The 23,710-nt window shown below is 74.0% G+C and carries 16 protein-coding genes, 1 tRNA gene and 1 pseudogene; 6 read left to right on the forward strand and 12 right to left on the reverse strand.

Features of this window, described 5'->3' with window-relative positions:
• Positions 1-7: 7 nt before the first annotated feature.
• On the reverse strand, positions 8-1,984 hold the full coding sequence (locus ACN261_RS01195; protein ID WP_425847926.1) for a DUF1800 domain-containing protein: 1,977 nt from the start codon (positions 1,982-1,984) through the stop codon (positions 8-10).
• 497 nt (positions 1,985-2,481) lie between these two features.
• Between ACN261_RS01195 and ACN261_RS01200 the strand changes: the two genes are divergently transcribed.
• Positions 2,482-2,739, forward strand: a complete 258-nt coding sequence (locus ACN261_RS01200) for a DUF3040 domain-containing protein (RefSeq protein ID WP_425847929.1) — start codon at positions 2,482-2,484, stop codon at positions 2,737-2,739.
• A gap of 103 nt (positions 2,740-2,842) precedes the next feature.
• Here ACN261_RS01200 and ACN261_RS01205 read toward each other — a convergent pair whose 3' ends face one another.
• The 3 genes from ACN261_RS01205 to ACN261_RS01215 form a co-directional block, all read right to left on the reverse strand.
• The gene (locus tag ACN261_RS01205) at positions 2,843-3,865 is read right to left on the reverse strand and encodes an SWIM zinc finger family protein (protein WP_425847932.1); all 1,023 of its coding nucleotides are present in this window, start codon (positions 3,863-3,865) and stop codon (positions 2,843-2,845) included.
• A complete protein-coding gene (locus ACN261_RS01210; protein WP_425847934.1) occupies positions 3,862-7,311 on the reverse strand; it encodes an SNF2-related protein in 3,450 nt (1,149 codons plus the stop codon). Before ACN261_RS01210 ends, ACN261_RS01205 begins: the two co-directional genes overlap by 4 nt.
• A 77-nt stretch (positions 7,312-7,388) precedes the next feature.
• A complete protein-coding gene (locus ACN261_RS01215; RefSeq protein ID WP_421483593.1) occupies positions 7,389-7,910 on the reverse strand; it encodes a DinB family protein in 522 nt (173 codons plus the stop codon).
• Between the two features lie 254 nt (positions 7,911-8,164).
• Between ACN261_RS01215 and ACN261_RS01220 the strand changes: the two genes are divergently transcribed.
• On the forward strand, positions 8,165-9,388 hold the full coding sequence (locus ACN261_RS01220) for an IS110 family transposase (RefSeq protein WP_425847936.1): 1,224 nt from the start codon (positions 8,165-8,167) through the stop codon (positions 9,386-9,388).
• An 83-nt stretch (positions 9,389-9,471) separates the two neighbouring features.
• Positions 9,472-9,669, forward strand: a complete 198-nt coding sequence (locus ACN261_RS01225; protein ID WP_088644837.1) for a hypothetical protein — start codon at positions 9,472-9,474, stop codon at positions 9,667-9,669.
• A 235-nt stretch (positions 9,670-9,904) separates the two neighbouring features.
• On the opposite strand, the gene ACN261_RS01230 is transcribed toward ACN261_RS01225, so the two are convergent.
• Complete coding sequence (locus ACN261_RS01230; RefSeq protein WP_363794581.1) at positions 9,905-11,053, reverse strand: polysaccharide pyruvyl transferase family protein; 1,149 nt, start codon at positions 11,051-11,053, stop codon at positions 9,905-9,907.
• A gap of 699 nt (positions 11,054-11,752) precedes the next feature.
• Between ACN261_RS01230 and ACN261_RS01235 the strand changes: the two genes are divergently transcribed.
• Entirely contained in the window at positions 11,753-12,700 is a 948-nt protein-coding gene (locus ACN261_RS01235; RefSeq protein WP_421483595.1) for an aminoglycoside phosphotransferase family protein, read from the forward strand.
• A gap of 190 nt (positions 12,701-12,890) precedes the next feature.
• On the opposite strand, the gene ACN261_RS01240 is transcribed toward ACN261_RS01235, so the two are convergent.
• The 6 genes and pseudogenes from ACN261_RS01240 to ACN261_RS01265 form a co-directional block, all read right to left on the reverse strand.
• Positions 12,891-13,679: an alpha/beta fold hydrolase gene (locus tag ACN261_RS01240; protein ID WP_425847940.1), complete on the reverse strand. Its 789-nt coding sequence runs from the start codon at positions 13,677-13,679 to the stop codon at positions 12,891-12,893.
• Between the two features lie 161 nt (positions 13,680-13,840).
• A tRNA-Val gene (locus ACN261_RS01245) sits at positions 13,841-13,912 on the reverse strand.
• Positions 13,913-13,995: 83 nt separating this feature from the next.
• Positions 13,996-14,463 carry a peroxiredoxin gene (locus tag ACN261_RS01250; RefSeq protein ID WP_204926412.1) on the reverse strand — a complete coding sequence of 156 codons (468 nt, stop codon included), beginning with the start codon at positions 14,461-14,463 and terminating at the stop codon, positions 13,996-13,998.
• 93 nt (positions 14,464-14,556) lie between these two features.
• On the reverse strand, positions 14,557-14,994 hold the full coding sequence (locus ACN261_RS01255) for a DUF3052 domain-containing protein (RefSeq protein WP_067315614.1): 438 nt from the start codon (positions 14,992-14,994) through the stop codon (positions 14,557-14,559).
• Between the two features lie 113 nt (positions 14,995-15,107).
• Complete coding sequence (locus ACN261_RS01260; RefSeq protein WP_425853546.1) at positions 15,108-17,564, reverse strand: thiamine pyrophosphate-dependent enzyme; 2,457 nt, start codon at positions 17,562-17,564, stop codon at positions 15,108-15,110.
• 180 nt (positions 17,565-17,744) lie between these two features.
• A pseudogene (locus tag ACN261_RS01265) lies at positions 17,745-18,290 on the reverse strand (transketolase); the annotation flags it as partial.
• 266 nt (positions 18,291-18,556) lie between these two features.
• Here ACN261_RS01265 and ACN261_RS01270 point away from each other — a divergent pair.
• Complete coding sequence (locus tag ACN261_RS01270) at positions 18,557-20,215, forward strand: alkaline phosphatase D family protein (protein ID WP_425847943.1); 1,659 nt, start codon at positions 18,557-18,559, stop codon at positions 20,213-20,215.
• Between the two features lie 74 nt (positions 20,216-20,289).
• Here ACN261_RS01270 and ACN261_RS01275 read toward each other — a convergent pair whose 3' ends face one another.
• Complete coding sequence (locus ACN261_RS01275) at positions 20,290-20,694, reverse strand: YjbQ family protein (protein ID WP_168222548.1); 405 nt, start codon at positions 20,692-20,694, stop codon at positions 20,290-20,292.
• Positions 20,695-20,948: 254 nt separating this feature from the next.
• On the opposite strand from ACN261_RS01275, the gene aceE reads away from it, so the two are divergent.
• Entirely contained in the window at positions 20,949-23,687 is a 2,739-nt protein-coding gene (aceE, locus tag ACN261_RS01280; RefSeq protein WP_421483598.1) for a pyruvate dehydrogenase (acetyl-transferring), homodimeric type, read from the forward strand.
• Positions 23,688-23,710 lie beyond the last annotated feature (23 nt).

Here is a 23,710-nt window from a genome sequence, read left to right on the forward strand (position 1 = left end):
GTCTGCCTCACCGCAGGTGGTGCTGGGGGGACGCGAGGATCGCCCGCGCGACGGCGGCGATCGCCCCGTTGAACGTGGCGTCGACCCGGGCGGTGGCGGACATGCCGGCCACCCCGAGGATCAGGTTCCGCTCCCGCGTCGACAGCTTCTGGTGCACCAGCCGCTGGGCCAACGCGTCCACGTACGCCCCGGCGGTGGTCGGCGGCTTGGCCACCAGCTTCTCCGGCCTGGTGTAGGTGAACTGGGTACGGTTTCCGGCGATCAGGTCGGCGGCCTCGTTCCAGCCGTTGACCATCGTGCCGGCCGAGGTCCAGGCGACGTAGACGTCCGGGTAGCCGTCGGGGGTGGGCTGGCCCATCGGGTACTGGCCCAGCTCGCGCAGCTTGTCGTGGATCTGGCGCAGCCCCTGGGCGAACGCGGTGCGTTTGCTGTCGCCCTGCCGGAAGCCCGGCCCGGCCTGCGGCGCGACGCCCAGCGTCCGGTAGGTGGCGACCAGGTACTCCATCGGCCGGCGCACCTTCTGCCCGACCGCCGCCCAGAACTCCGAGGAGCTGAACAGCGACATCAGCAGCGGCTTCACCGAGCCCTTGTTGACGATGTAGATCTGGGTGAGCCGGTCCACCAGGGACTTCGGCGGGGTGTCCGAGACGAACCGGGTGGCCAGGCTGCGGGCCACGTACCGGGCGGTCGACGGGTGCAGCGCGAGGTAGGTGATGTAGGCGTCGATGACCTGGTCGGCCTTCTTCGGGTCGGTCGAGTCGTTGGGGTGGCTGAAGCCGAGGATCTTCACCTTGCCCCGGTAGTGCCGGTCGTGGCGGAAGACGTACCTGCCGTCGTCGACGCCCCGGCCGGTCTGCAGCAGGGCGGCCTGCCGGACGTCCTTCTCGGTGTAGCCGCCGTCGACCCCGACCGAGTACAGCTCCAGGTTCTCCCGGGCCAGGTTCTCGTTGACCGCGTCGGCCCGGGAGTCGTTCTGGTTGAGGTAGAGCAGCAGCGCCGGGTGCCTGTTCGCCGCCACCAGCATGTCCGGGTAGCTGCCCATGGCGTGCTTGCGGACCACGTCCCGGTCGAACGAGTTCCGGTACGCCTCACCGCCGTCGAAGTCCGCCGCGACGTGCAGGAAGTCGTTCCAGAAGTCGACCATCACCTCGTAGAGCTGTCGCTGCGACCAGATCTGCCGGGCCAGCGTGCCGTCGACCATCTCCTTCTCCGGCTGCGCGCCCCGCTCGTTGAGCTGCTCCCGCTGGTCGCGTACCTGCTGGGAGGTGAGGGCGAGGGTGGGCAGCTCGGCGAGCTTCAGCTCGGCGGCGCTCGGCGCGATCTTCTCCGGGTCGAGCTGCTGACGCACCCAGGCGTCGATGCCCATCCGCCTGATGTCGGCGAGCACCTTCGGGGTGGCCCCGAAGGTGGCCCGGCTGGCCAGGTGCCGGACGGGGTCCTTGGCCAGCACCGTCCTGACCGTCACCGGGGTCCGCGCCGCCGCGTCGGCCGGGCCGGAGAAGGTACGCCCGCCGCTGGGCGAGTTCTTCTTCAGCGCCGCACCGGCCCGGGAGCCCATGTAGCTCTCGTTCTGCTCGGTGTAGGTGCGTACCGTGCTGGGCTGCTGGCCGCTGGGCCGGGCCGGCGTGCCGTCGGTGGTGGTCGCGCCGGTGGCGTCCCCGGCGGCGTCGTCGAAGAACAGGCCGCGCACCTGGGGGCTCATCGCCAGCGCCGCGCCGCCGGCCACCACGGCGGCGGTGCCGCCCAGCGCGACCAGGGCGCGCCGCCGGCCGACCCGGTCGCGGTCGTCGCCGTCGTCGTCCAGGTGGGGCAGTCCGGTGCCGGCCGGCTGGTGGAACGCCTGCCGGCCCAACCCCTCGGGTCCCACCCACTGTGGGCCCCGGGACACCGGTGGCGGCCCGTACGGCGCGGCCGGGACCTCGTACCCCGGGGTGTGCCCGCCGGGGGTGTGCGGTCGATGCGGTGGCACATTCTGGTCGGCCATGTACCGGTCCCGTTTTCTTTCGATGCGCCGTACCGCTGCGACCGGGGCGGGGCGGAGGGGTGCGGCGGCGGCTGCCGGAGGAGTTGCCACGGGAAGGTAGCCAAGGGCTGAGCTGCCGACAAGGCTGGTCACGGCCGTCGGCGGGGGCACTTAAGGCGCCGCTGTGCGGCGGTGCCGGCCGGGTGGTTCCGCCCCGGCCGGGCCGCACCGTCCCCAGCAGGGACGACGTGTCCGGCCGCGCCCCCGCCGTAACGTTTTGGCGGTACGTGTCCCGGCGCGCGGCGTTCACCGGCACAGCGAAACTTAAGCCCCCGGTAAGCCGACGCTGAGGTGCTCCGCGCCCGCCCGGCCCGGTTTGGGCGGCCCGTCCCCGGCTGCTCCCGGCCCCGCCCCGCAGGCTGCGCCCGGGGGCGAAAGTAGCAGCAGGAGCAGGGCGTGACCGGCCGTCGCAGCGGGTAAGCCGCCGAACCGCTGAAGCCTGAGGGGAAGGCACCGCCATGCTCAGCAAAGAGGATCAGCGCAGGTTCGAACAGATCACCCGGCAGCTCCGGGAGAGCGACCCGAAGTTCTTCGCGCGACTCGACCATCGGATCCGGGCCCGACGCGGGCGCTGGCTGATGCTGCTGACCGTCATCCTGTGGGCGTCGCTGCCCGCGATGACCGTCCTGGCCGGACGGACGGCCGGTGCGGCGTGCGTCGTCGTCCTGGTGGCCAACACCGGCCTGATGTGGCACTTCCGGCACCGCTGGCGCTGACCGCACGGCCATGATCGACACCAGGGGCGCGATGGTGCGGCATCGCAGCGACGGGACACCCCGACATCGCCCCACTGGTGTCGATCATGACCCACGCGCCGGCTCAGCCCGGGTCGAACGCCCGGTAGGCCCGGCGTAGGCGTTCCAGCAGGCCGGGGCCGCCGATCGCCGCCGCGGGTGAGCCGAGCTGCCGCAGCAGCAGCTCGGGGCCGGTGGCCAGGACGTGCGGCCGGTCCGGCAGCGGCACCGGCGACACCCAGAACCGGTCCACCGCCCCGGTGAGCGGCACGTCGGGCAGGTCGGCGAGCACCCGGCCCGCCCCCGCCGCAACGGCTTGCGCACCGTCCACGCCCGACGGTACGCCCGCCGGTGTCCGGTCGGACGGCCCGGTGACCGGCCCGACGGCGGAGGGTGGCCCGGTGACCGGCCCGACGGCGGAGGGTGGCCCGGTGACCGGGCCGACGGCGGAGGATCCGCCGGCCGGCGTACGGTCGTCGTGCGTCGACCCGACCGCGTCGGCGCGCAGGATGCGCAACCGGCCCAGCAACGCGTCGCGGCTGCGGCCCCGCCAGTGCAGCAACTGGAACGGGTCGGCGTCGAACGCCTCGGCGAGCAGGTAGAACGTCGCCGCGAGATGCTTGCACGGCACCGCGACGTCGGGGCAGCCGCAGCGCTGGGTCAGCTCCCCCACCGACCGGGGGAACAGCGGCGCGCCCGCGGCGGCGAACAGCTCCTCCAGCTCGGCCGGCAGGTCACCGGCGAGCAGCCGGGCGCTGAAGAACGCCTGCCCGGCCAGCTCCCGTTCGACCCGGTCCCAGAGCGCGTCCGGGAACGGTGGCAGGGCGATGGTCACCGGGTAGGGCCGGGGCCGGGACCCCTGCACGCTCGCCTCGACCCGGCCGGGTGACACGTCGAGCCGGAGCACCTGACCCCGGCGCGCGTACGCCCGACCCCGGGTGAGCCGGGTGCCCAGCGCGAACGACTCCAGCACCTCCAGGAAACGCCGGGACCACCACGAGACCCCGATCGCGCCCCGGGTGCTGCGCGCCCTCAGCCCGCCGTCGACCCGGCGCGGCGGTCCGAACCCGGCGAACGGGCCCTCCGCCCCGGCATCCCGGGGGCTCACTCGACCACCGCCCCGGCGTCCAGGGAGAACAGCTCCCGCAGCTGCCCGGTGGACAGCTCGGTCACCCACTGCTCGCCGCTGCCCACCACGGACGCGGCCAGCCCCCGCTTGTCGGCGATCATCGCGGCCACCTTCTCCTCCACGGTGCCGGCGCAGACGAACTTGCGGACCTGCACCCGCCGTCGCTGGCCGATCCGGAACGCCCGGTCGGTGGCCTGGTCCTCCACCGCCGGGTTCCACCACCTGTCGACGTGCACCACGTGGTTGGCGGCGGTCAGGGTCAGCCCGGTGCCGCCGGCCTTGAGGGAGAGCACGAACAGCGCCGGGCCGTCCGGGGACTGGAACCGGGTGACCAGGTCGTCCCGGTCGGCCTTGCCGACGCCGCCGTGCAGGTAGAGCACCTCCCGGCCGAAGCGCGCCGACAGGTGGCCGCGCAGCAGCGCGCCGAACTCGGCGTACTGGGTGAACAGCAGGGCCTTCTCGCCGGCCGCGAGCACCTCGTCGACGATCTCCTCCAGCCGTTGCAGCTTGCCGGAGCGGCCGGCCAGCGGCGAGGAGTCGTGCAGCAGTTGGGCGGGGTGGTTGCAGACCTGCTTGAGCCGGGTCATCGTGGCCAGCACCAGGCCCCGGCGCTCCATCCCGTCGCTCGACTCGATCCTCGCCAGCATCTCGTCGACGATCGCCCGGTAGAGCGACGCCTGCTCGGCGGTGAGGTTGCAGACCACCTCCATCTCCAGCTTCTCCGGCAGGTCGCTGATGATCGAGGAGTCGGTCTTGAGCCGCCGCAGCACGAACGGGCCGGTGACCCGGCGCAGCCGGGCCGCCGCCTCGGCGTCACCGTGCCGCTCGATCGGCACCGCGTACGACTGCCGGAAGCTGCTGGCCGGGCCGAGCAGGCCGGGATTGGCGAACTGCATGATCGACCACAGGTCGGCCAGCCGGTTCTCCACAGGCGTACCGGTGACGGCGATCCGGTGCCGGGCGGGCAGCGCCCGGACCGCCTCGGCCTGCCGGGTGGCCGCGTTCTTGATCGCCTGGGCCTCGTCGACCACCACCCGGTGCCAGCCGACCGACGCCAGCGCGACCGCGTCCCGCGCGGCCACCGCGTAGGTGGTGAGCACCAGGTCGGCCGCGTGCACGGCCTGTTCGAACGTGTCGTCCCGGGCCCGGTCCGCGCCGTGGTGCACGTGCACCCGCAGCCCGGGGGTGAACCGGGCCGCCTCCCGCTGCCAGTTGCCGACCAGCGACATCGGACAGACCAACAGGGTCGGCCCGGCGTCCGGCGGGTCCCCGGCGAGCAGGGCCAGCAACTGCACGGTCTTGCCCAACCCCATGTCGTCGGCGAGCACCCCGCCGAGCCCGAGCGACTGGAGGAACACCAGCCACGCCAGGCCGCGTCGCTGGTAGGGCCGCAGGGTGCCCTTGAAGGCCGGCGGCGGGTCCAGCGGGACGAGTCGCCGTTCGGCCTGCCCGGCCAGCAGGTCACCGAGCGGGCCGTCGGCGGTCACCGCAAGCACCGGCAGGGCGTCCGGCGTCTCCGCTCCGGCCAACCCCATCCGCAGCAGGTCGGCGACGGTCAGCTCGCCGGAGTCGCGCAGCAGCCGCAGACCGGCGGCCAGCCGTTTCGGGTCCAACTCCACCCACCGGCCGCGCAGCCGCACCAGTGGGGTCTTCAACGCGGCCAGGGCGGCCAACGCGTCGGCGTCGACCGTCTCGTCGCCGAGCGCCACCTCCCAGCGGTAGTCGACGAGCGCGTCCAGCCCGAGCGCCCCGGTCGCGGCGACCGTGCCCGGGGCGGTCCGGCTGCGGGCCTGCAACCGGGCGCCGAGCCGCGCCGCCGGCCGCCGCCACCAGGACGGCAGCAGCACCCCGAACCCGGCGGCGTGCAGCACCGGCGCGCCCTCGCGCAGGAACCGGTGCGCCCCCTCGACATCCAGCTCGAGCTGCTCCGGGGCGGGGGTGCGCAGCGCGCCGTCCAGCTCCGGCCAGAGCCGCCCGGCCCGGCCCAGCTCGGCCAGCAGGGTCTCCTGCGGGTCACCGCAGCGGCCGGCGAGCGCCGGTAGCCGCTCCGGGTGCCGCCAGACGTCACCGGCAGCGACGTGCAGGCCCGGCTCGTCGGCGGCCTGGAGACCGAACTCGACGCGCCACCGGCCCCCCTGCCCGATGACCGTCGACGGGTCGGCCGGCACCACGGTCAGGGCGTCGACGATCTCGTCGTCGGCCGGTTCCACCAGCCGGAAACTCGCCCGAACCGGGCCGCCGACGGCATCGCGCTGCCAGGCGTGCAGCTCGGCGCGAAGGGTGGCCAACCCGTCCGGTTCGGCGGTGAACCGTCGTTGCGGGCCGGTCAGCGCCGCCAGCCACCCGGCGGTCACCCCGTCGCGCCGACCGCCCCGGGCCAGGTCGAGGTCGGTCAGCGCCCGGCGGGCGGCGGCATCGGTGAGCAGGTCCAGCACGTCCGCGACCAGCCCGCTGACCCCGTCGACGCCGGTGGGCACGCCGGGTCGACCGGCCGGGCCGGCACCGGCGGGCGGTGCGTCTCCCTCGCGCTGCGCCGAGGCGGGCGCCCCCTCGGGGCCGGTCCGCTTCCCGGCCGTCCGGCCGGCACCGGGACGCGGGCGGGCGGGGGGCGATCCGGGGTCGACGGCGGCCCGGACCGCCGGGGGCAGGGCGAGGGCCAGCGACCGGGCCCAGGCGGCGTCCGCGCCGGTGAGCAGGGGCCGCCACACCGCCCACCCGACCGCCTTCCCCGTCGACCGGCCGCCCGAGCGCCGGTCCACCGGCGCGTCGCCGTCCGGTCTCCGGTCCCCCGGCCCGTCCTCTGCCGGCCTCCGGTCCGGCGGCCCGTCCTCTGCCGGCCTCCGGTCCGGCGGCCCGTCCGCTTCCGGCCTCCGGTCCGACGGCCCATCCGCTTCCGGCCTCCGGTCCGACGGCCCATCCTCTGCCGGGCGGTCGGTCGGGCGCCGGTCCGCTGGCGCGTCCCCGGGCGGGTGGTCGGCCACACCGGGCAGCAGCCGCCCCCGGGCCACCAGGTCGACCGCGAAACCCGCCAGCTCGGCGAGATGCCGCAGGCCGGCCCCCACCACGGCGTCGAGCCCGTCGAGGGTACGCAGCAGGTCGAACGCGTCGTCCGGGGCGTACCGCAGGACGGGGGTGCGCCAGGCGGCGAGGGTGACCGGGCCACGGGCCGGTTCCGCGACGGTGGCCGGAACCAGCTCCGGCGAGTGCAGCGGCGCGCCCGCCCTGGTGGGGAGGGTGAGCGGCACGGTGCCGGCGGGGCGGTCACCGAGCAGCGCGGCCAGGGTGTCCGGGGCGGCGGCGAAGGGGTGGGGGCGTTCGCGCGGGGCCCGGCCGGGACGGCGCGGCACCCGCGTCGGCCGGGTCGAATCCTCCGCCCACACCGCCAGACCGGCCCCCACCAGCCACACCCCGTGGACGACCAGCACTCGTTCCCCCTCGTCGACGCCCAGGGGTCAGGATAGGCGGCGAGGGTTGGACCGTGCCGCTCAGACCGCGCCGCCGCTCAGACCGCGCCGGTGCTGCCGTCGGTCAGCTCACGGAGGATGTCGGCGTGGCCGGCGTGCCGGGCGGTCTCCTCGATCATGTGCACCATGATCCAACGCAGGGACACCTCGCCGAGCTGCGGCTGCGCCACGACATGGTCCAGCGGGAACCGGGCGGCCAGCTCGCGGGACCGGGCGCAGGCCCGCTCGTAGGCGTCGGCGAGCTGGTCGAGGGTCACCCCCTCGGCCAGGGCGAAGCTGGCCGCCGCGTCCTCCTCGGAGGTCGGGAAGACGTCGTCGGGGGTCGGATCGAGCAGGAAGGGGAACCAGTTCCGCTCGACCAGGGCGAGATGCTGCAGGATGCCCGCCAGGGTGGTGGCCGACGGCACCAGCCGACGGGTCGCCTCGGCGTCGCTCAGGCCCCGTGCCTTGCGCAGCACGGTCGCCCGGTGGAAGTCGAGGAACGCGTCGAGCACCGCCCGCTCGTCGCCGGTGCGCGCCAGCACCGGGGCGAGCGTCGGATCGATCCGGATTTCCGCCATCACCGGACGGTAGCGGCGACCGTGTCGTCCCGCTGTCCCGTTACCTTTTTGATCGTCCCCAGCCGGGGACCCTCGGTCGCCCGGCCCGGTATGACTTTCTGCCCCTGTCGTTCGGATGATCCGGGGGGTGTTGTCGCCGGGTCGGGTGGCGTCGGCGGACCGCTGATAGGGACACGGCCACCCGGTGTTCGGGGTAGGTCTCTTCGTAACGTGGCTGCCGGCAGTCCGACGCCCTGACTGCGGCCGAGGCCACGATGCGATGCGTGGAGGCGGGTGTGGTGCACGACGGATACGGCGTCTACCTCGGCTTGGACGTCGGCAAAGGTGAGCATCACGCGGTCGGGCTGGCCCCGGACGGCAAGCGGCTGCACGACGCGGCGTTGCCGAACACCGAGGCCCGGCTGCGGGAGCTGTTCGACAAGTTGGCTCGTCATGGCCGGGTGCTGGTGGTGGTCGACCAGCCCGCCTCGATCGGCGCCCTGCCGGTGGCGGTCGCGCGGGCGGCCGGGCATCAGGTTGCTTACCTGCCCGGCCTGGCGATGCGCCGAATCGCTGACCTGCATCCCGGCTCGGCGAAGACCGACGCCCGCGACGCCTACGTCATCGCCGATGCCGCCCGCACGCTGCCGCACACACTGCGCCGGGTCGACGTCGGCGACGAGGCCCTAGCCGAACTGGAAGTCCTGGTCGGCTTCGACGACGACCTCGCCGGCGAGGCCACCCGCATCTCTAACCGGATCCGTGGGCTGCTCACCCAGATCCACCCCGCCCTGGAACGGGTCCTCGGCCCGAAAGCGCACCACAAGGCCGTGCTAGAGCTGCTGTCACGCTGCGGCGGCCCGGCCGGGCTCCGCAAAGCAGGCCGCCGCAAACTGACCGCGATCGCCGCCGTCCACGCCCCCCGGATGGGCGAACGCCTGGTCGAGCAGATCATGACTGCCCTCGACGAGCAGACCGTCACCGTCCCCGGCACCCAGGCGGCGGAGACGATCCTGCCCCGTCTCGCCGACAGCCTCCGCGACGTTCTGCGACAACGTGACCAGGTCGCGAAAGAGGTCGAGAGGATGCTTGATGCGCACCCTCTTGCCCCGGTCCTGACCTCGATGCCCGGCATCGGCGTCAGGACCGCCGCCCGGATCCTGCTCGAAGTCGGCGACGGCAGCAGCTTCACCACCCCCGGACACCTCGCCGCCTACGCCGGACTCGCCCCCGTCACCCGACGCTCCGGCAGCAGCATCCGCGGCGAACACCCACCCCGAGGCGGCAACAAACACCTCAAACGCGCGTTCTTCCTCGCCGCCTTCGCGTCCCTCGCCGACCCGGTCAGCCGGGCCTACTACGACCGCAAAAGAGCCGAAGGCAAACGCCACAACGCCGCCCTCATCTGCCTCGCCCGACGCCGCTGCGACGTCCTCCACGCCATGCTCCGCGACAAGATCCCCTACCAACCCCGCCCCACCAGCCCCGCCACCGCTTGACGAAACCCATAGGGACACCCCCCGCGGGCCCGCTGTCGCCGGCAAACCCTGCGCTCCGGCGGCCGGCTTGGCAGGATGGGCGCATGGCTGCGACGGTACGGATTCCCTTGGCGGACGGCCCGGCTGACGGCGAGGCGGTCGACGTCGAGCTGGACAGCAACGAGCGTCCCCCGCTGACCCACCACCACCTCGGCCCGCAGGGTCTGGTCGACGCCCAGATCTACGAGCTGGAGTCCGCCGGCGACCAGTGGCGCTACCGCTGGCGCGGCCCGGCCGTCTGACCCGGCCGGCACGACCGCTTCCGGTCGGGTGGGCGGTGGTGCCGACCCGACGGCCGGGGCCGGCACGACCACATCCGGTCGGGTGGGTCGCCGGTCGGGTGGGTCGCCGGTGGTGGCGACCCGGCCGTCGGGCTGCCGCCGTCGTGGCGACCCCGGCCGTCGGGCCGCCAGCGTCGTGGCGACCCCGGCCGTCGGGCCGCCAGCGTCGTGGCGACCCCGGCCGTCGGGCCGCCGGTCAGGCGGCCATCCGGGCCAGGGTGCGCGAGCGCAGGCCGTCCAGCACGGCGCGGGTGACCTGGGAGGTGCCCCGGGCCTGGTCGCACACCTCGGCCACCCGGCGGGCGGTGGCCTCGCGGCGGGAATCCCGTTCGTCCCAGAGCCGGTCGACCTCCGCCAGCAGCGGACCCTCCACCTCGCGTTCCACGCCGCGCAGCGCCGGCACCCCGAGCCGCTGGGCCAGGTCGAAGACCTTGCCCGCGTACGGCAGCGGCAGGAACGGGGTGCCGACCATCGCCGCGAAGATCAGGAAGTGCAGCCGCATGCCGACCGCCAGGTCGAAGTGCTTCATCAGGCCGAGCACCTGCCGGGGCGAGTAGTCGCCGTGCAGGATGCGCCCCCGGTCGGCGGCGATCATGTGGGACAGCACCCCGTGCGAGTGCCGGATGTCGTCGCGTTCCATCGGCACGAACAGCACGTGCGCGTCGATCCGCTGCACCAGGAAGTCACCGATCTGGGCGAGCAACCGGTGGTACCCGTCGACGTCGAGCCGTTCGGCCGCCCGCCCCGGCTCCCGGACACTCAGCCCGACCAGGCGCTTGCCGGCGGGCACCCCCTCCTCGCGCAGCAGCCGGGCCGGGAAGTCCTCCGGTTCCAGCAGGAACGCCGGGTCGGCGGTGACGGTGATCGGGTTGAGCAGCCCGGCCTCCTCCAGCACCATCCGGGACTCCTGGTCGCGGACGGTCACCTCGGTCGCCCCGGCCAGCGTCTCCCGGACCATGCCGGTGTCCACCCCGTCGCTGAGCGGCCCGACACCCACCGCGTACGTCAGCAGGGGCAGGCCGCGTTCCTGGGCGACCCGTACGACCCGCAGGTAGCGGCGGGCCTCCTTGTCGTACAGGATGCCGCCGCCACCGAGGATGAGCAGGTCGAGCTGGCCGAGCACCTCGGCGGAGTCGACCCGGCTGACGCCCTCCCAGGGCACCGCCTCGACGTCGGGATGGGCGAGCGCGGTGTGCGCCGGATTGCGGGAGAACACGATGATCCGTGCGTTCGGCTCCTGCTCCCGCAGGTCGGCCAGCAGACCGGTGAGGATCGCCTCGTCTCCCAGGTTCCGACCGCCGTACGAGCCGAGCACACCGATGGTCAATCCGGTGGGACCCCTCATCCGTCACTCCTCCCCAGGACCGTCCCGGCGCGCATTCCCCCTCCCACCCCACCCATGCCCCCGCCTCCGCCCCTCTCACCTCCCTCTCCGCCCGCACTCGCCCCGCCTCCGCCTCCCACCCGGCCCGCCCCGCCCGCCCGGCTCCCGCCCCGGTGCGCCCCGCTTCCGCCCCGGTACGCCCGGCTCACGACCCGGTGATCAAGAGCTTTGCGTCACCGCACCCCGCTCTTCCCGACCCAAACCTCTTGGTCACCGGGGACACCTACGGGAGCGGGGTGGTGATCAAGAGGTTTGCGTCAACCCACCCCCGTCTTGCTGGCCCAAACCTCTTGGTCAACAGGCACAGCGGTGAGGTGGGGCGGTGATCAAGAGGTTTGCGTCAGGCCACCCCGCCTGGCTGACGCAAACCTCTAGGTCAACAGGGACATCGACGGGGGCGGAGGGGTGACCAAGAGGTTCGCGTCGGGTTGGGCCGGGCTGTTGACGCAAAGCTCTTGATCACCGGAGCGGGAGCCGGGGCAGGAGCAGGAGCCGGGGCAGGAGCAGGAGCCGGGGCAGGAGCAGGAGCCGGGGCAGGAGCAGGAGCCGGGGCAGGAGCAGGAGCCGGGGCAGGAGCGGGTGCGGGAGGGGCGGGGCGCGGCGTGGGGTGGGTGGGGTAATCGGGTTGCCCGGGGTGTGGGGGCTCGCCAGGGTGGGGGGATGGCCGGTGTGAGCGCGGGTGGGGGCAGGATCGGGTGGGACGAGCTGCCTGGGCATGTCCGGCAGGCGGTGGAGCGGATCATCGGGGACCGGGTGGTCGAGGCGGTCTCCCAGAGTGGCGGGTACTCCCCGGGCACCGCCGACCGGGTGCGGACCACCGGTGGTCGACGGGCGTTCGTCAAGGCGGTCAGCCCGGCGCAGAACCCGGACACTCCCCGGATGCACCGCGCCGAGGCCCGGCACACCGCCGCACTGCCCCCGTCGGCGCCGACGCCCCGGCTGCTCGGCTGCCACGACGACGGCGAGTGGGTGGCGCTCGTGCTGACCGACGTCGACGGACGGCACCCGTACACCCCCTGGCGGGACGCCGAACTCGACGCGACGCTGCGTGCGCTGGAAACCCTGGCCGGGACGCTCACGCCGAACCCGGTGCCGGACACGCCGACCGCGGCCGAACGGTTGGCCCACGATTTCGGCGGCTGGCGGCGGATCGCCGCCGACCCGCCGCCCCGGCTCGACCCGTGGGTCGCCGGGCACCTGGACGAGCTGTGCGCGGCGGCCGACCGGGGGCTGACCGGGCTGACCGGGGACACCCTGTGCCACCTGGACGTGCGGGCCGACAACCTGCTGATCGGCCGGGACGGCACGGTCACCGTGGTGGACTGGCCGTGGGCCTGCCGGGGGCCCGCCTGGCTGGACACGGCGCTGCTGCTGGTCAACGTACGGTTGCACGGCGGGCACGACACCGAGGCGCTGCTGCGCCGGCTGCCGCTCACCGCCGGGGCCGACCCGGCCGCCCTGACCGGCTTCTACGCCGGGTTGGCCGGCTTCTTCACCGACAGCGCGCGCCGCCCGCCGCCGCCCAACATTCCCACCGTACGCGCCTTCCAGCAGGCCCAGGCCGACGCTCTGCTGCCCTGGCTGCGCCACCGCCTCGACCACCCGTAGAGCGCCGGTTGATCAAGAGGTTCGCGTCACCGGCAGCGGATTCCGTGACGCGAACCTCTTGATCAACCGGGCGGGGCGCGGGGCGGGCGGGGCGCGGGGCGGGCGGGGCGCGGGGCGGGCGGGGCGCGGGGCGGGCGGGGCGCGGGGCGGGCGGGAGACGGGACGGCGAGGGGAGAGAACAGTGCGCGGGTCAGTGGAGTTGGTGGGTGAGGAAGGGGAGGCTCACGTGAGGTAACAGGGGGGTGGTGGGGATGTCCTGGTGGGTGAGGCCGGGGAGGATCGCGAGGCGGGAGGTCGGGCGGGCCGTGCCGTCGCCGCCCGGGTCGCGGTGGCCGCCGCCGAGCAGCCCGTAGAACTCGGCCATGTGGGCGACCGGGATCGCGTCCGCGTCGGCGTAGACCAGCAGGGTCGGTACGGCGAGCGCCGCCACCTGCGGCGTCCAGTCGTACTCGCGGCGGAGCAGGTCACCGGTCTTGGCCCACAGCACCGGCCAGTCCTGCGGTCGGGGGGCGATCCGTGTGTAGAGCTGGTGCGGGGGCGTGCCGCGCATCCGCTCGCCGGTCCGCTCGTCCTGGTTGGACATGGCGGCCAGCACCTCGGGATACCAACCCCGCCGCCGGAACGGGGTGGAGACCAGCACCAGCCGGCGTACCAGGTCCGGATGCTGGATGGCCGTCCGCAGCGCCACCCCGCCGCCGAGGGAGTACCCCAGCAGCTGCGCCCCGGGCAGGTCGAGGTGCCGTAGCAGCGCGGCGACGTCGTCGGCCATCGACTCGTAGCGCAGTGGACGAGCCACGTCGGCGGTGCGACCGTGGCCCTGGAGGTCGACTGCGATCACCCGGCGGCGGCGGGCCAGCGCCGGCAGGATCGGGGCGAACATCTCCGCCGCGCCGTAGCCGCCGTGCAGCAGCACCAGCGGTGGGCCGTCGCCGTGTTCCTCGTACCAGAGCCGCAGCCCGTTGACGTGCGCGTAGCTCACGATGTCACCTCCGACCGGCGTCGGGATGCTCCCGGGGGTCGGACCACGGGCCGCCGGGAGCCGCCACGGCGATGCCCCCGGCAGACCTGCCGGCGGCGTCCCATCGGCTCAACGATCCGGCCGCCGATGGTCGACGGCCGTTGTCGTTGCTGGTCGGAGGGTGGGCGCGGCAGGTTTCGAACCTGCGACCCCTCGCTTGTAAGGCGAGTGCTCTCCCACTGAGCTACGCGCCCGGAACGCCCCTGCGAGCGGGCCGGTGGCTGGCAAGCTTACCTGCCGGCCGCCGGCCCGTCGCAACGGTGTGCCCGGAGACCGGTCAGGCGGCGACCGTGTCGGCGAGGGCCTTGCGCCAGCCCTGCTGGTCGCGCGCCTCACCCGGCATGTTCATCTCGGCGAACCGGACGATGCCGGCCTTGTCGATGACGAAGGTGCCCCGGTTGGCGATGCCGGCGAGGTCGTTGAAGACGCCGTACGCCTGGGCGACCGCCCCGTGCGGCCAGAAGTCGGACAGCAGCGGGAACTGGTAGCCCTCCTTCTCGGCCCAGATCTTGTGGGCGTAGACCGAGTCGACGCTGACGGTGAGCACCTGCACGTCGTCGTTGACGTAGTCGTTGAGGTTGTCCCGCACCTCGCACAGCTCACCCTGGCAGATGCCGGTGAAGGCGAGCGGGTAGAAGACCAGCAGCACGGTGCGGTTGCCCCGGTAGTCCGAGAGCCGTACCTCCTGGTTGTTCTGGTCCTTCAGCAGGAAGTCGGGTGCCTCGGCACCAACCTCGATCGGCATGCGAACTCCTTGGTGGGTCGAGTCTGAGGTGGGTTCAGCCTGCCACACCCGCGGGCGACGCCCGGGGTGTGGGACTACTCAGTCGCGTACGGCCTACTTGCGGCCCTTGGACCCGCGGCGCAGCACCAGCCGGGCGCCGCTCCAGTCCTTGCCGGCGTTGAGGGTCGAGGTCTGCTGGAGCCCGGCGGTCTGCGCCGACTCGGCGACCTCGCTCGGCTCGACGTGGCCGTCGCGGCCGGCCTTCGGGGTCAACAGCCACACGACTCCGGCGTCGGCCAGCGGACCGAGGGCGTCGACGAGGAGCTCGAAGAGGTCGCCGTCACCGTCGCGGTACCAGACGAGCACCGCGTCGACCACCTCGTCGGTGTCCTCGTCGACCAGTTCTCCACAGCGGTCGGTCAGGGCGTCCCGGAGATCCTGGTCGACGTCCTCGTCGTACCCCATCTCCATGACGACCATGCCCGGTTCGATCCCGAACCGGTCCGCCAGGAGACGTACCCCGTCGGCGGCCTGACCAGCGGTCGCGCTCACTGTCGCGTGCCTCCTCATCTCGTCCCTGCCCGGCGGCGTCGCGGTGACGCCGTCAGGCAGAGTCCACACAGTTGTGGTCCGTCGCGCAAGTGGCGCACCGGGTGGAACGGAATTTACCGTGCCAGCAGCGTACGGGCACCCTGGGTAATGGCATCCTCGGAGACCAGCACCTGACGGGCAGCCGGACCTAATGGTACAAACGAGTCAACTGCCGCCACCCGCCGCGCCGCCCCCACGTATCCGGCGTCGACCAGCGCCGCGAGAATGCCCTCCCCCACCCCGCCGGAGCGCCTCGTCTCGTCGACCACCAGCACCCGTCCGGTCGCCGACGCCTCCCGGATCAGGTCCGCCACCGGCAGCGGGGCCAGCCACCGCAGGTCCACCACCCGGCAGCCGATCCCCTCGTCGGCCAGGGTCGACGCCGCCCGCAGCGACATCCGCACCCCGTTACCGAACGTGACGATCGTGACGTCCTCGGCGGAGCCGACGCCGTACACCCGGGCCTGGCCGATCGGCGCGTGGCCGGCGGCCCAGGCGGACGGCTCGGCGTAAGATCCCAGCCACTCACCGTCACCGGGCTCGTACAGGTCCCGGGTGTGGTAGAGCGCGATCGGCTCCAGGAAGACCGAGACCGTGCCGTCCACGACCGCGGCGGCCAGGCAGGTCCGCAGCAGCGGGCCGGCGTCGTCCGGCCGCGCCGGCACCGCGACCACCAGACCGGGCACGTCCCGCAGTACGGCCACCGAGTTGTCGTTGTGGAAGTGCCCCCCGAACCCCTCCTGGTACGCGAGCCCCGGCACCCGCACCACCATCGGGTTGCGGAACGCCCCCTGGGAGAAGAACTGCAGGGTGGCCGCCTCACCCCGCAACTGGTCCTCGGCGTTGTGCAGGTACGCCAGGTACTGGATCTCCGGCACCGGCAGCATCCCGGCCAGCCCCGCGCCCAGCCCCAACCCCAGCACCGACGTCTCGTCCAGCAGGGTGTCGAAGACCCGGGCCGCCCCGAACCGCTCCCGCAGCCCCTTGGTGACCCCGTACACCCCGCCCTTGGCGGCGACGTCCTCGCCGAACACGGCCAGCTGCGGATGGCTGAGCATCCCGTCGGCGAGCGCCGCGTTGATGCTCTGCGCGAGGGTCAGCGGGCCGGCCTGCTCCGGCGGCCTGCCCCCGAACGCCTCCACCCGGCCGGCCGCGTCCGGGCCGGCGGCCCGCTGGGCGGACTGTGCCACGGCGGCGGCGACCCGCGACGGCCGGCGGGGCGACAGCGGGGCCACCACCTCGGCCACGGCCGACAGCTTCGGCTCGTCGAGCACCTCCTCGGCGGTCCGGCGCACCTGCCAGCCCCGCTCGTCGTAGCGGGCCAGCAACTCCTCCCCGGTGGCCACCCCGGCCTCGACGAGCAGCCGGGCGGTGGCCAGCACCGGATCGCGTGCCTCGTCGGCGGCGATCTCGGCGGTGCTGCGGTACGCCTGCTCGGCGTCGGCACCGGCGTGGCCCAACAGCCGCACGGTACGCAGGTGCAGCACCGCCGGGCGACGGTGCCGACGCACCCAGCCGGCGGCCTCGGCGGCCACCGCGTGCACGGCCACCGGATCGGTGCCGTCGGCGGCGAAGTACCGCACCCCCGGCCGGGCCCGCAGGGTCCGCTCCACCCAGCCCTCCGGCGACCGGACGCTGATGCCCAGGCCGTTGTCCTCGCAGACGAACAGCACCGGGATCCGCAGGCCGGTGTGGTCGTACCAGCCGGCGGTGTTGAGGGCGGCGGTGGCGCTGGCGTGGTTGACCGAGGCGTCGCCGAACGAGCAGACCACGATGGCGTCCCGGGGCCACGGCGAGCGCGGTGGGCCGTCCGGGTCGTCGCGCCGGCCGGCGGTGTCCATCCGGCGCAGCCGCTCCACGGCCAGCCCCAGCCCGACCGCCCGGGGCAGGTGCGAGGCGATGGTCGAGGTGGTCGGCACGACGGCCAGGTCGACGCGGCCGAACACCTTGTGCCGGCCCCCGGCGATGGGGTCCCGGGTCGAGGCGACGATGCCCCGCAGCACGTCCCGGGCCGCCTCGGCGTACGCCCCCTGCCACCCGTCCAGGTCCGGGCCCGCCGGATCGTCCACCGCCGGCTCCGGGCGGGGGCCGGCGGGTACGACGGGTCCGGCGTCGGCCGGGTCTCCCGTCGGGCCGGGCCCACCGGCGGAACCGGCAGCCGTGACGGCCTGACCGGCGGGGACGGCTACCGGGGCGGCGGGCCGCTGGCGGGGCACCGGCTCGGCGGTGCCGTCGGCACCCACCCGGTAGGCGACCGCTCCGGCCGGGGACGGCGGCACGGCGAGGCCGTCGACCGCGTCCGCCGGGCGCACCGACGCGGGGTGCGGGTCGTGGGCCGGGGAGCCGGGGCCGGTCGCCCCGCCCCACCCGGCACCGGCGGCCGACCCGACCGGCGGACCGGCGTCCACGCTCCCGCCCGGCGGACCGGCGGCGTCCGGGGCCGTGGGCGGCGGACCGGCGGCGTCCGGGGCCGTGGGCGGCAGACCGGCGGCGTCCGGGGCCTGGTGCGGCGCGGCCACGGCGTCCGGCAGGCCGGCGTCCGGGGTTCCCGGCGACCCGGCCACGGCGTCCGGCAGGCCGGTCGACAGGCCGCCGGCGTCCGGGGCTCCGGGCGGCGCGGCGACGGCGTGCGACGCCGCGGCCGATGAGCCGGGCGCGTCCGGGTGACCGGGCCGGGAGCCGGTGTCCGGACCTGCGGCGGACGGGCTGCTGTGGTGCGCCCCGACGGGCGCGGGGACGTCGTCGACCGCCGGGCGGCCGCCGTCGGTGGCGGCGGCGGCCGGCCGACTGTCGCCGTCAGGGGTGCCGGCCGGATCATGGACGCCGTCGGGGTCACCGGCCGGCGGGTGGTCGTCGGCGTCCGGCTGACCGGTCACCGCCGCAGGATCCCCGCCGGCCCCGACGTCGCCGCCGGGGAAGTCGCCTGCGGCCTGGGCGGCACGCAGGCAGTAGAACGCGCCGGAGCGGTAGTGCAGCAGGGCCGGGTCGGTGGGGCGCAGTGCGGCGGCCACCGCCGCGTTGGCCTCGTGCCCGGCCGAGCCGATCGTGTAGAAGCCCTCGTCGAAGCTGCGCAGCCACCGCGCGGCCAGGTCGAGCTGGCGGCTGGTCACCTGCGCGTCGAACAGGGCGAGCAGCTGCCGCCCGGTCAGCGCGGCACCGGGCCGCACGGGTAGCCCGGGGTCACGCCGCCGCTCGGGCTCGGGCAACGCGCCCAGGGTCTCCCGGAACCGGTCGTCGAGATCTTGCGGGGTGGTCACGCGATCAGCATTACCGACGGAGGCCACGCTCGCCCACTCAGACACGACCCGACCGGGATACGACGGTCCGCCGCACCCCGTGGCGGACGGTCCCGGCAGGACACCGACCCGGCCGGTTCCCGCAGCGGCGTCGGCTCCCGGGCACCCGTTCGCCGGGCGCTGTTCGGCTGCCGGAGGCGGCGACGGTCTCCGGTGGTCACCTGACGGCCACCGTGGGTCGCGACGCTGCCGGGGTCAGGAACGCACCGGACCCCGGGGAGGCTCCCATGGCACTGTCCCGACGTACCGTCCTGCTCTCCGGCGCGGCGCTGGGCGCGGCCGGCGCCACCGCCGGCCGGTCCACGCCCGCCGACGCCGACGGGCGTCCCGCCCGGCCGGTGGTCCCCGCCCGGCACCGGCCGCTGGTCTGGCCGTTCACCCTCGGGGTGGCCTCCGGCGACCCCGACCACCAGGGGGTCGTGCTGTGGACCCGGCTGGCGCCGCAGCCGCTGGCCGGGGACGGCCTGGGCGGCATGCCCGGCCGGACGGTCGAGGTGCAGTGGGAGGTGGCCGCCGACGAACTGTTCCGGCACGTCGTCCAGCGGGGCACGGCGACCGCCCGGCCCGAGTCGGCGCACAGCGTGCACGTCGAACTGACCGGGCTGCTGCCGGGACGGGAGTACTTCTACCGGTTCCGGGCCGAGGGGCACCTCTCCCCCACCGCGCGCACCCGCACCGCACCCGACCCGGCGTCCCTGCCCACCGCGCTGGCGATGGGTTTCGTCTCCTGCTCCCACTACGAGCAGGGCTACTTCACCGCCTACCGGCGGCTGGCCGAGAGCGCCCCGGAGCTGATCCTGCACCTCGGCGACTACCAGTACGAGTACGCCCGGGAGTACGGCCCGGACCGGCCGCGCGGGCACGAGGGGCCGGAGACCCGGACGCTTGCCAACTACCGGCAGCGGCACGCCCAGTACAAGACCGATCCGGACCTGCAGGCGGCGCACGCGGTGGCCCCCTGGGCGGTGGTCTTCGACGACCACGAGGTGGAGAACAACTGGGCCGGCGCGGTGCCGGAGGAGCCGGACCCGGACTTCCTGACCCGACGGGCCGCCGCCTTCCAGGCGTACCACGAGAACATGCCGTTGCGGCGGGCGTCGGTGCCGCGCGGTCCGGACATCGCGCTGTACCGGCGGTTGCGCTGGGGACGGCTGGCCACCTTCCACCTGCTCGACACCCGGCAGTTCCGCGACGACCAGGCGTGCGGGGACGGTTACCGGGACTGCCCGGCGGCGGCCGACCCGGGGCGCACCATCACCGGGACGACCCAGGAGCAGTGGCTGCTGGACGGGTTCCGCCGCTCCGACACCCGCTGGGACCTGCTCGCCCAGCAGGTGTTCTTCGCCGCCCGCGACCGTGACCCTGGCCCGACCCGGCTGACCAGCATGGACGCCTGGGACGGCTACCTGGCCTCCCGGGACCGGATCACCCGGGGCTGGGTCGCCGCCGGGGTCCGCAACCCGGTGGTGCTCACCGGCGACGTGCACGCGCACTGGGCGGCCGACCTGAAGCTGGACTACCTCGACCCGGCGGCGCGGACGGTCGGCACCGAGCTGGTCTGCTCCTCGGTCACCTCGGGCGGGGACGGTTTCGACTCGGCCAGCGGCTCGCACCCCTGGCTGCGTACCAACCCGCACCTGCGGTTCCAGAACGACCTGCGCGGTTTCGTCCGGACCACGATCACCCCGGCCCAGCTCAGCGCGGACTTCATGGTGCTGCCGTACGTGAGCCGGGCGGGCGCGCCGGCGTACCCCCGGGCGTCGTTCGTGGTCGAGGACCGGGTGCCCGGCCTGCACCAGACGTACGACCGGCCGCCGTCCACCGCCCGCACCCGGCCGGTGGACCGGGACCGCTACACGGTCGAGACGGAGACCGGGCTGCGCTGAACGGCCCGCGTCCGGGTCGGGCCGGGGGCCGGGGTGCGGGTCAGCCGGATGCGGGTCAGCCGGGGAGGTGCGGTTCAGCCGGGGAGGAAGGAGAAGCGGACCTGACGTGACGGGTTGTCGCCGTTGGGGTCGACCAGGCAGACCGACTGCCAGGTGCCGAGCTGGAGCCGGCCGCCCAGCACCGGCAGCGTCGCGTACGGCGGGACGAAGGCGGGCAGCACGTGGTCGCGGCCGTGGCCGGGCGAGCCGTGCCGGTGCCGCCAGCGGTCGTCGGTGGGCAGCAGGTCGTCGAGGGCCCGCAGCAGGTCGTCGTCGGAGCCGGCACCGGTCTCGATGATCGCCACCCCGGCGGTGGCGTGCGGCACGAAGACGTGCAGCAGGCCGTCGCCCTGCCCGGCGACGAACCGTTCCGCCTCTGCCGTGATGTCGGCGACGGTGGGACGGGAACCGGTCCGGACGGTGATCACCTCACTGCGCATACGGCGCATTCTGCCGGATCCGTCGCGCGACCGCCGCCGGCCGGGAGGGGTGACGCCGGCCGGATGCCGGGCACGGCCGGGCGGTGCCGGCGTCCGGGCGGCCCGGGGGTGCGGCCGGGCGGTCACCCACGCAAAGTTACCGGCGGGTACCTGTGTTCAGCGTCGCGTCTGGGGGAGCAAGACGTGACGACGGGTGCCACCAGAGGGCAGGATGGCGCTAGAGACCTATCCCACACACAACCGAGGGAACGCCTGTGGCTACGGAACGCAAGCGCCCGGTGATCACCGCTGGTCTGCCGAGCCAGCTTCCGGACATCGACCCTGAAGAGACCGGCGAATGGGTCGAGTCGCTCGACGGTGTCATCGACGAGCGCGGAACCAAGCGCGCCCGGTACGTCATGCTGAGCCTGCTGGAGCGGGCCCGCGAGCGGCAGGTCGGGGTTCCGTCCCTGACCACCACCGACTACATCAACACCATCGCCCCGGAGCAGGAACCCTGGTTCCCGGGCGACGAGCACATCGAGCGGCGGATCCGGGCGTACGTCAGGTGGAACGCGGCGATGCTGGTGCACCGGGCGCAGCGGCCGGAGATCGGCGTCGGTGGGCACATCTCGACCTTCGCCAGCTCCGCCTCCCTCTACGAGGTGGGCTTCAACCACTTCTTCCGGGGCAAGAACCACCCGGGCGGTGGCGACCACATCTTCTACCAGGGCCACGCCTCCCCCGGCATGTACGGGCGGGCGTTCCTGGAGGGCCGGCTCAGCGAGGACCAGCTCGACGGGTTCCGGCAGGAGCTGTCGCACCCGGGCGGCGGGCTGCCGTCGTACCCGCACCCGCGGCTGATGCCTGACTTCTGGGAGTTCCCCACGGTCTCGATGGGTCTGGGCCCGCTGAACGCGATCTACCAGGCCCGGTTCAACCGCTACCTGCACCACCGGGGCATCAAGGACACCTCCCAGCAGCACGTCTGGGCGTTCCTCGGCGACGGTGAGATGGACGAGGTCGAGTCGCTCGGCGCGATCGGCGTGGCCGCCCGCGAGGAGCTGGACAACCTCACCTTCGTGATCAACTGCAACCTCCAGCGGCTGGACGGTCCGGTCCGGGGCAACGGCAAGGTGATGCAGGAGCTGGAGGCGTTCTTCCGGGGTGCCGGCTGGAACGTGATCAAGGTGGTCTGGGGCCGGGAGTGGGACCCGCTGCTCGCCGCGGACACCGACGGCGCGCTGGTCAACCTGATGAACACCACCCCCGACGGCGACTACCAGACCTACAAGGCGGAGTCCGGGGCGTACGTACGGGAGCACTTCTTCGGCCGCGACCAGCGGACCCGCAAGATGGTCGAGCACCTGTCGGACGACGAGATCTGGAACCTCAAGCGGGGCGGGCACGACTACCGCAAGCTCTACGCGGCCTACAAGGCGGCCACCGAGCACACCGGGCAGCCGACCGTCATCCTGGCCAAGACCATCAAGGGCTGGACGCTGGGCTCGCACTTCGAGGGCCGCAACGCCACGCACCAGATGAAGAAGCTGACGCTTGACGACCTCAAGCTGTTCCGCGACCGCCTCTACCTGGACATCCCGGACAAGGCGCTGGAGGACAACCCCTACCTGCCGCCGTACTACACCCCGGGCGAGTCCTCGGACGAGCTGGCGTACCTGCGGGAGCGGCGCGAGCAGCTCGGCGGTTACCTGCCGTCCCGGCGGACCAGCCACAAGAAGCTGGCGATCCCGGGGCCGGAGCGGTTCGCCGACGTCAAGCGCGGCTCGGGCAAGCAGAAGGTGGCCACCACGATGGCCTTCGTCCGCCTGCTCAAGGACATCATGAAGGACAAGGAGTTCGGCAAGCGCTGGGTGCCGATCATCCCGGACGAGGCGCGCACCTTCGGCCTCGACTCGATCTTCCCGACCGCGAAGATCTACTCGCCGCACGGCCAGCGGTACACCTCGGTCGACCGGGACCTCTTCCTGTCCTACAAGGAGTCGACCACCGGGCAGATCCTGCACGAGGGGATCAACGAGGCCGGTTCGGTCGCCTCGTTCACCGCCGCCGGCACCGCGTACGCCACCCACGACGAGCCGATGATCCCGATGTACATCTTCTACTCGATGTTCGGGTTCCAGCGCACCGGTGACGGCTTCTGGGCGGCGGCCGACCAGATGGCCCGGGGCTTCGTCCTCGGCGCGACCGCCGGGCGGACCACGCTCAACGGTGAGGGCCTCCAGCACGAGGACGGCCACTCGCTGCTGCTGGCCGCCACCAACCCGGCGGTGGTCGCCTACGACGCGGCGTTCGCCTTCGAGCTGGCGCACATCGTGGAGAACGGCCTGCACCGGATGTACGGCGAGGAGCAGGAGAACATCTTCTACTACCTCACCATCTACAACGAGCCGATCCACCAGCCGGTGGAGCCGGCCGACGTGGACGTCGACGGGCTGCTCAAGGGCATCTACCGCTACGCGCCGGCCCCGCAGGTCGACGGCCCGAAGGCGAACATCCTGGCCTCCGGGACCGGCATGCAGTGGGCGCTCAAGGCGCAGCAGCTCCTCGCCCAGGACTGGGGGGTGGCCGCCGACGTCTGGTCGGTGACCTCGTGGACGGAGCTGCGCCGTGACGCGGTGCTCTGCGAGGAGCACAACCTGCTCAACCCGGGCGCGGAGCAGCGGGTGCCGTACATCGCGCAGAAGCTGGCCGACGCCGACGGGCCGAAGGTCGCGGTCAGCGACTGGATGCGCGCGGTGCCGGACCTGATCGCCCGCTGGGTACCTGGCGACTACACCTCGCTCGGCACCGACGGTTTCGGCATGTCGGACACCCGGCACGCGTTGCGGCGGCACTTCCACGTCGACGCCGAGTCGGTGGCGGTGGCGACGCTGCGGCAGCTCGCCATGCGCGGCGCGGTGCCGGCCGGCGTGCCGGCCGAGGCCGCCAAGAAGTACGCGATCGACGACGTCAACGCCGCCCCGGTCGGCGAGACCGGCGGGGACAGCTAGTCCCCGGGGTACGACGCAGGGCC

This window comes from Micromonospora sp. WMMD723, assembly GCF_049863385.1.
Classification (GTDB): domain Bacteria; phylum Actinomycetota; class Actinomycetes; order Mycobacteriales; family Micromonosporaceae; genus Micromonospora; species Micromonospora wenchangensis.

Bases quoted from the DNA above. Each gene is read 5' to 3' on its own strand.
- ACN261_RS01195 (WP_425847926.1), bottom strand. From the start codon at position 1,984: ATGGCCGACCAGAATGTGCCACCGCATCGACCGCACACCCCCGGCGGG.
- ACN261_RS01200 (WP_425847929.1), top strand. From the start codon at position 2,482: ATGCTCAGCAAAGAGGATCAGCGCAGGTTCGAACAGATCACCCGGCAG.
- ACN261_RS01215 (WP_421483593.1), bottom strand. From the start codon at position 7,910: ATGGCGGAAATCCGGATCGATCCGACGCTCGCCCCGGTGCTGGCGCGC.
- ACN261_RS01220 (WP_425847936.1), top strand. From the start codon at position 8,165: ATGCGATGCGTGGAGGCGGGTGTGGTGCACGACGGATACGGCGTCTAC.
- ACN261_RS01225 (WP_088644837.1), top strand. From the start codon at position 9,472: ATGGCTGCGACGGTACGGATTCCCTTGGCGGACGGCCCGGCTGACGGC.
- ACN261_RS01230 (WP_363794581.1), bottom strand. From the start codon at position 11,053: ATGAGGGGTCCCACCGGATTGACCATCGGTGTGCTCGGCTCGTACGGC.
- ACN261_RS01235 (WP_421483595.1), top strand. From the start codon at position 11,753: ATGGCCGGTGTGAGCGCGGGTGGGGGCAGGATCGGGTGGGACGAGCTG.
- ACN261_RS01250 (WP_204926412.1), bottom strand. From the start codon at position 14,463: ATGCCGATCGAGGTTGGTGCCGAGGCACCCGACTTCCTGCTGAAGGAC.
- ACN261_RS01270 (WP_425847943.1), top strand. From the start codon at position 18,557: ATGGCACTGTCCCGACGTACCGTCCTGCTCTCCGGCGCGGCGCTGGGC.
- ACN261_RS01275 (WP_168222548.1), bottom strand. From the start codon at position 20,694: ATGCGCAGTGAGGTGATCACCGTCCGGACCGGTTCCCGTCCCACCGTC.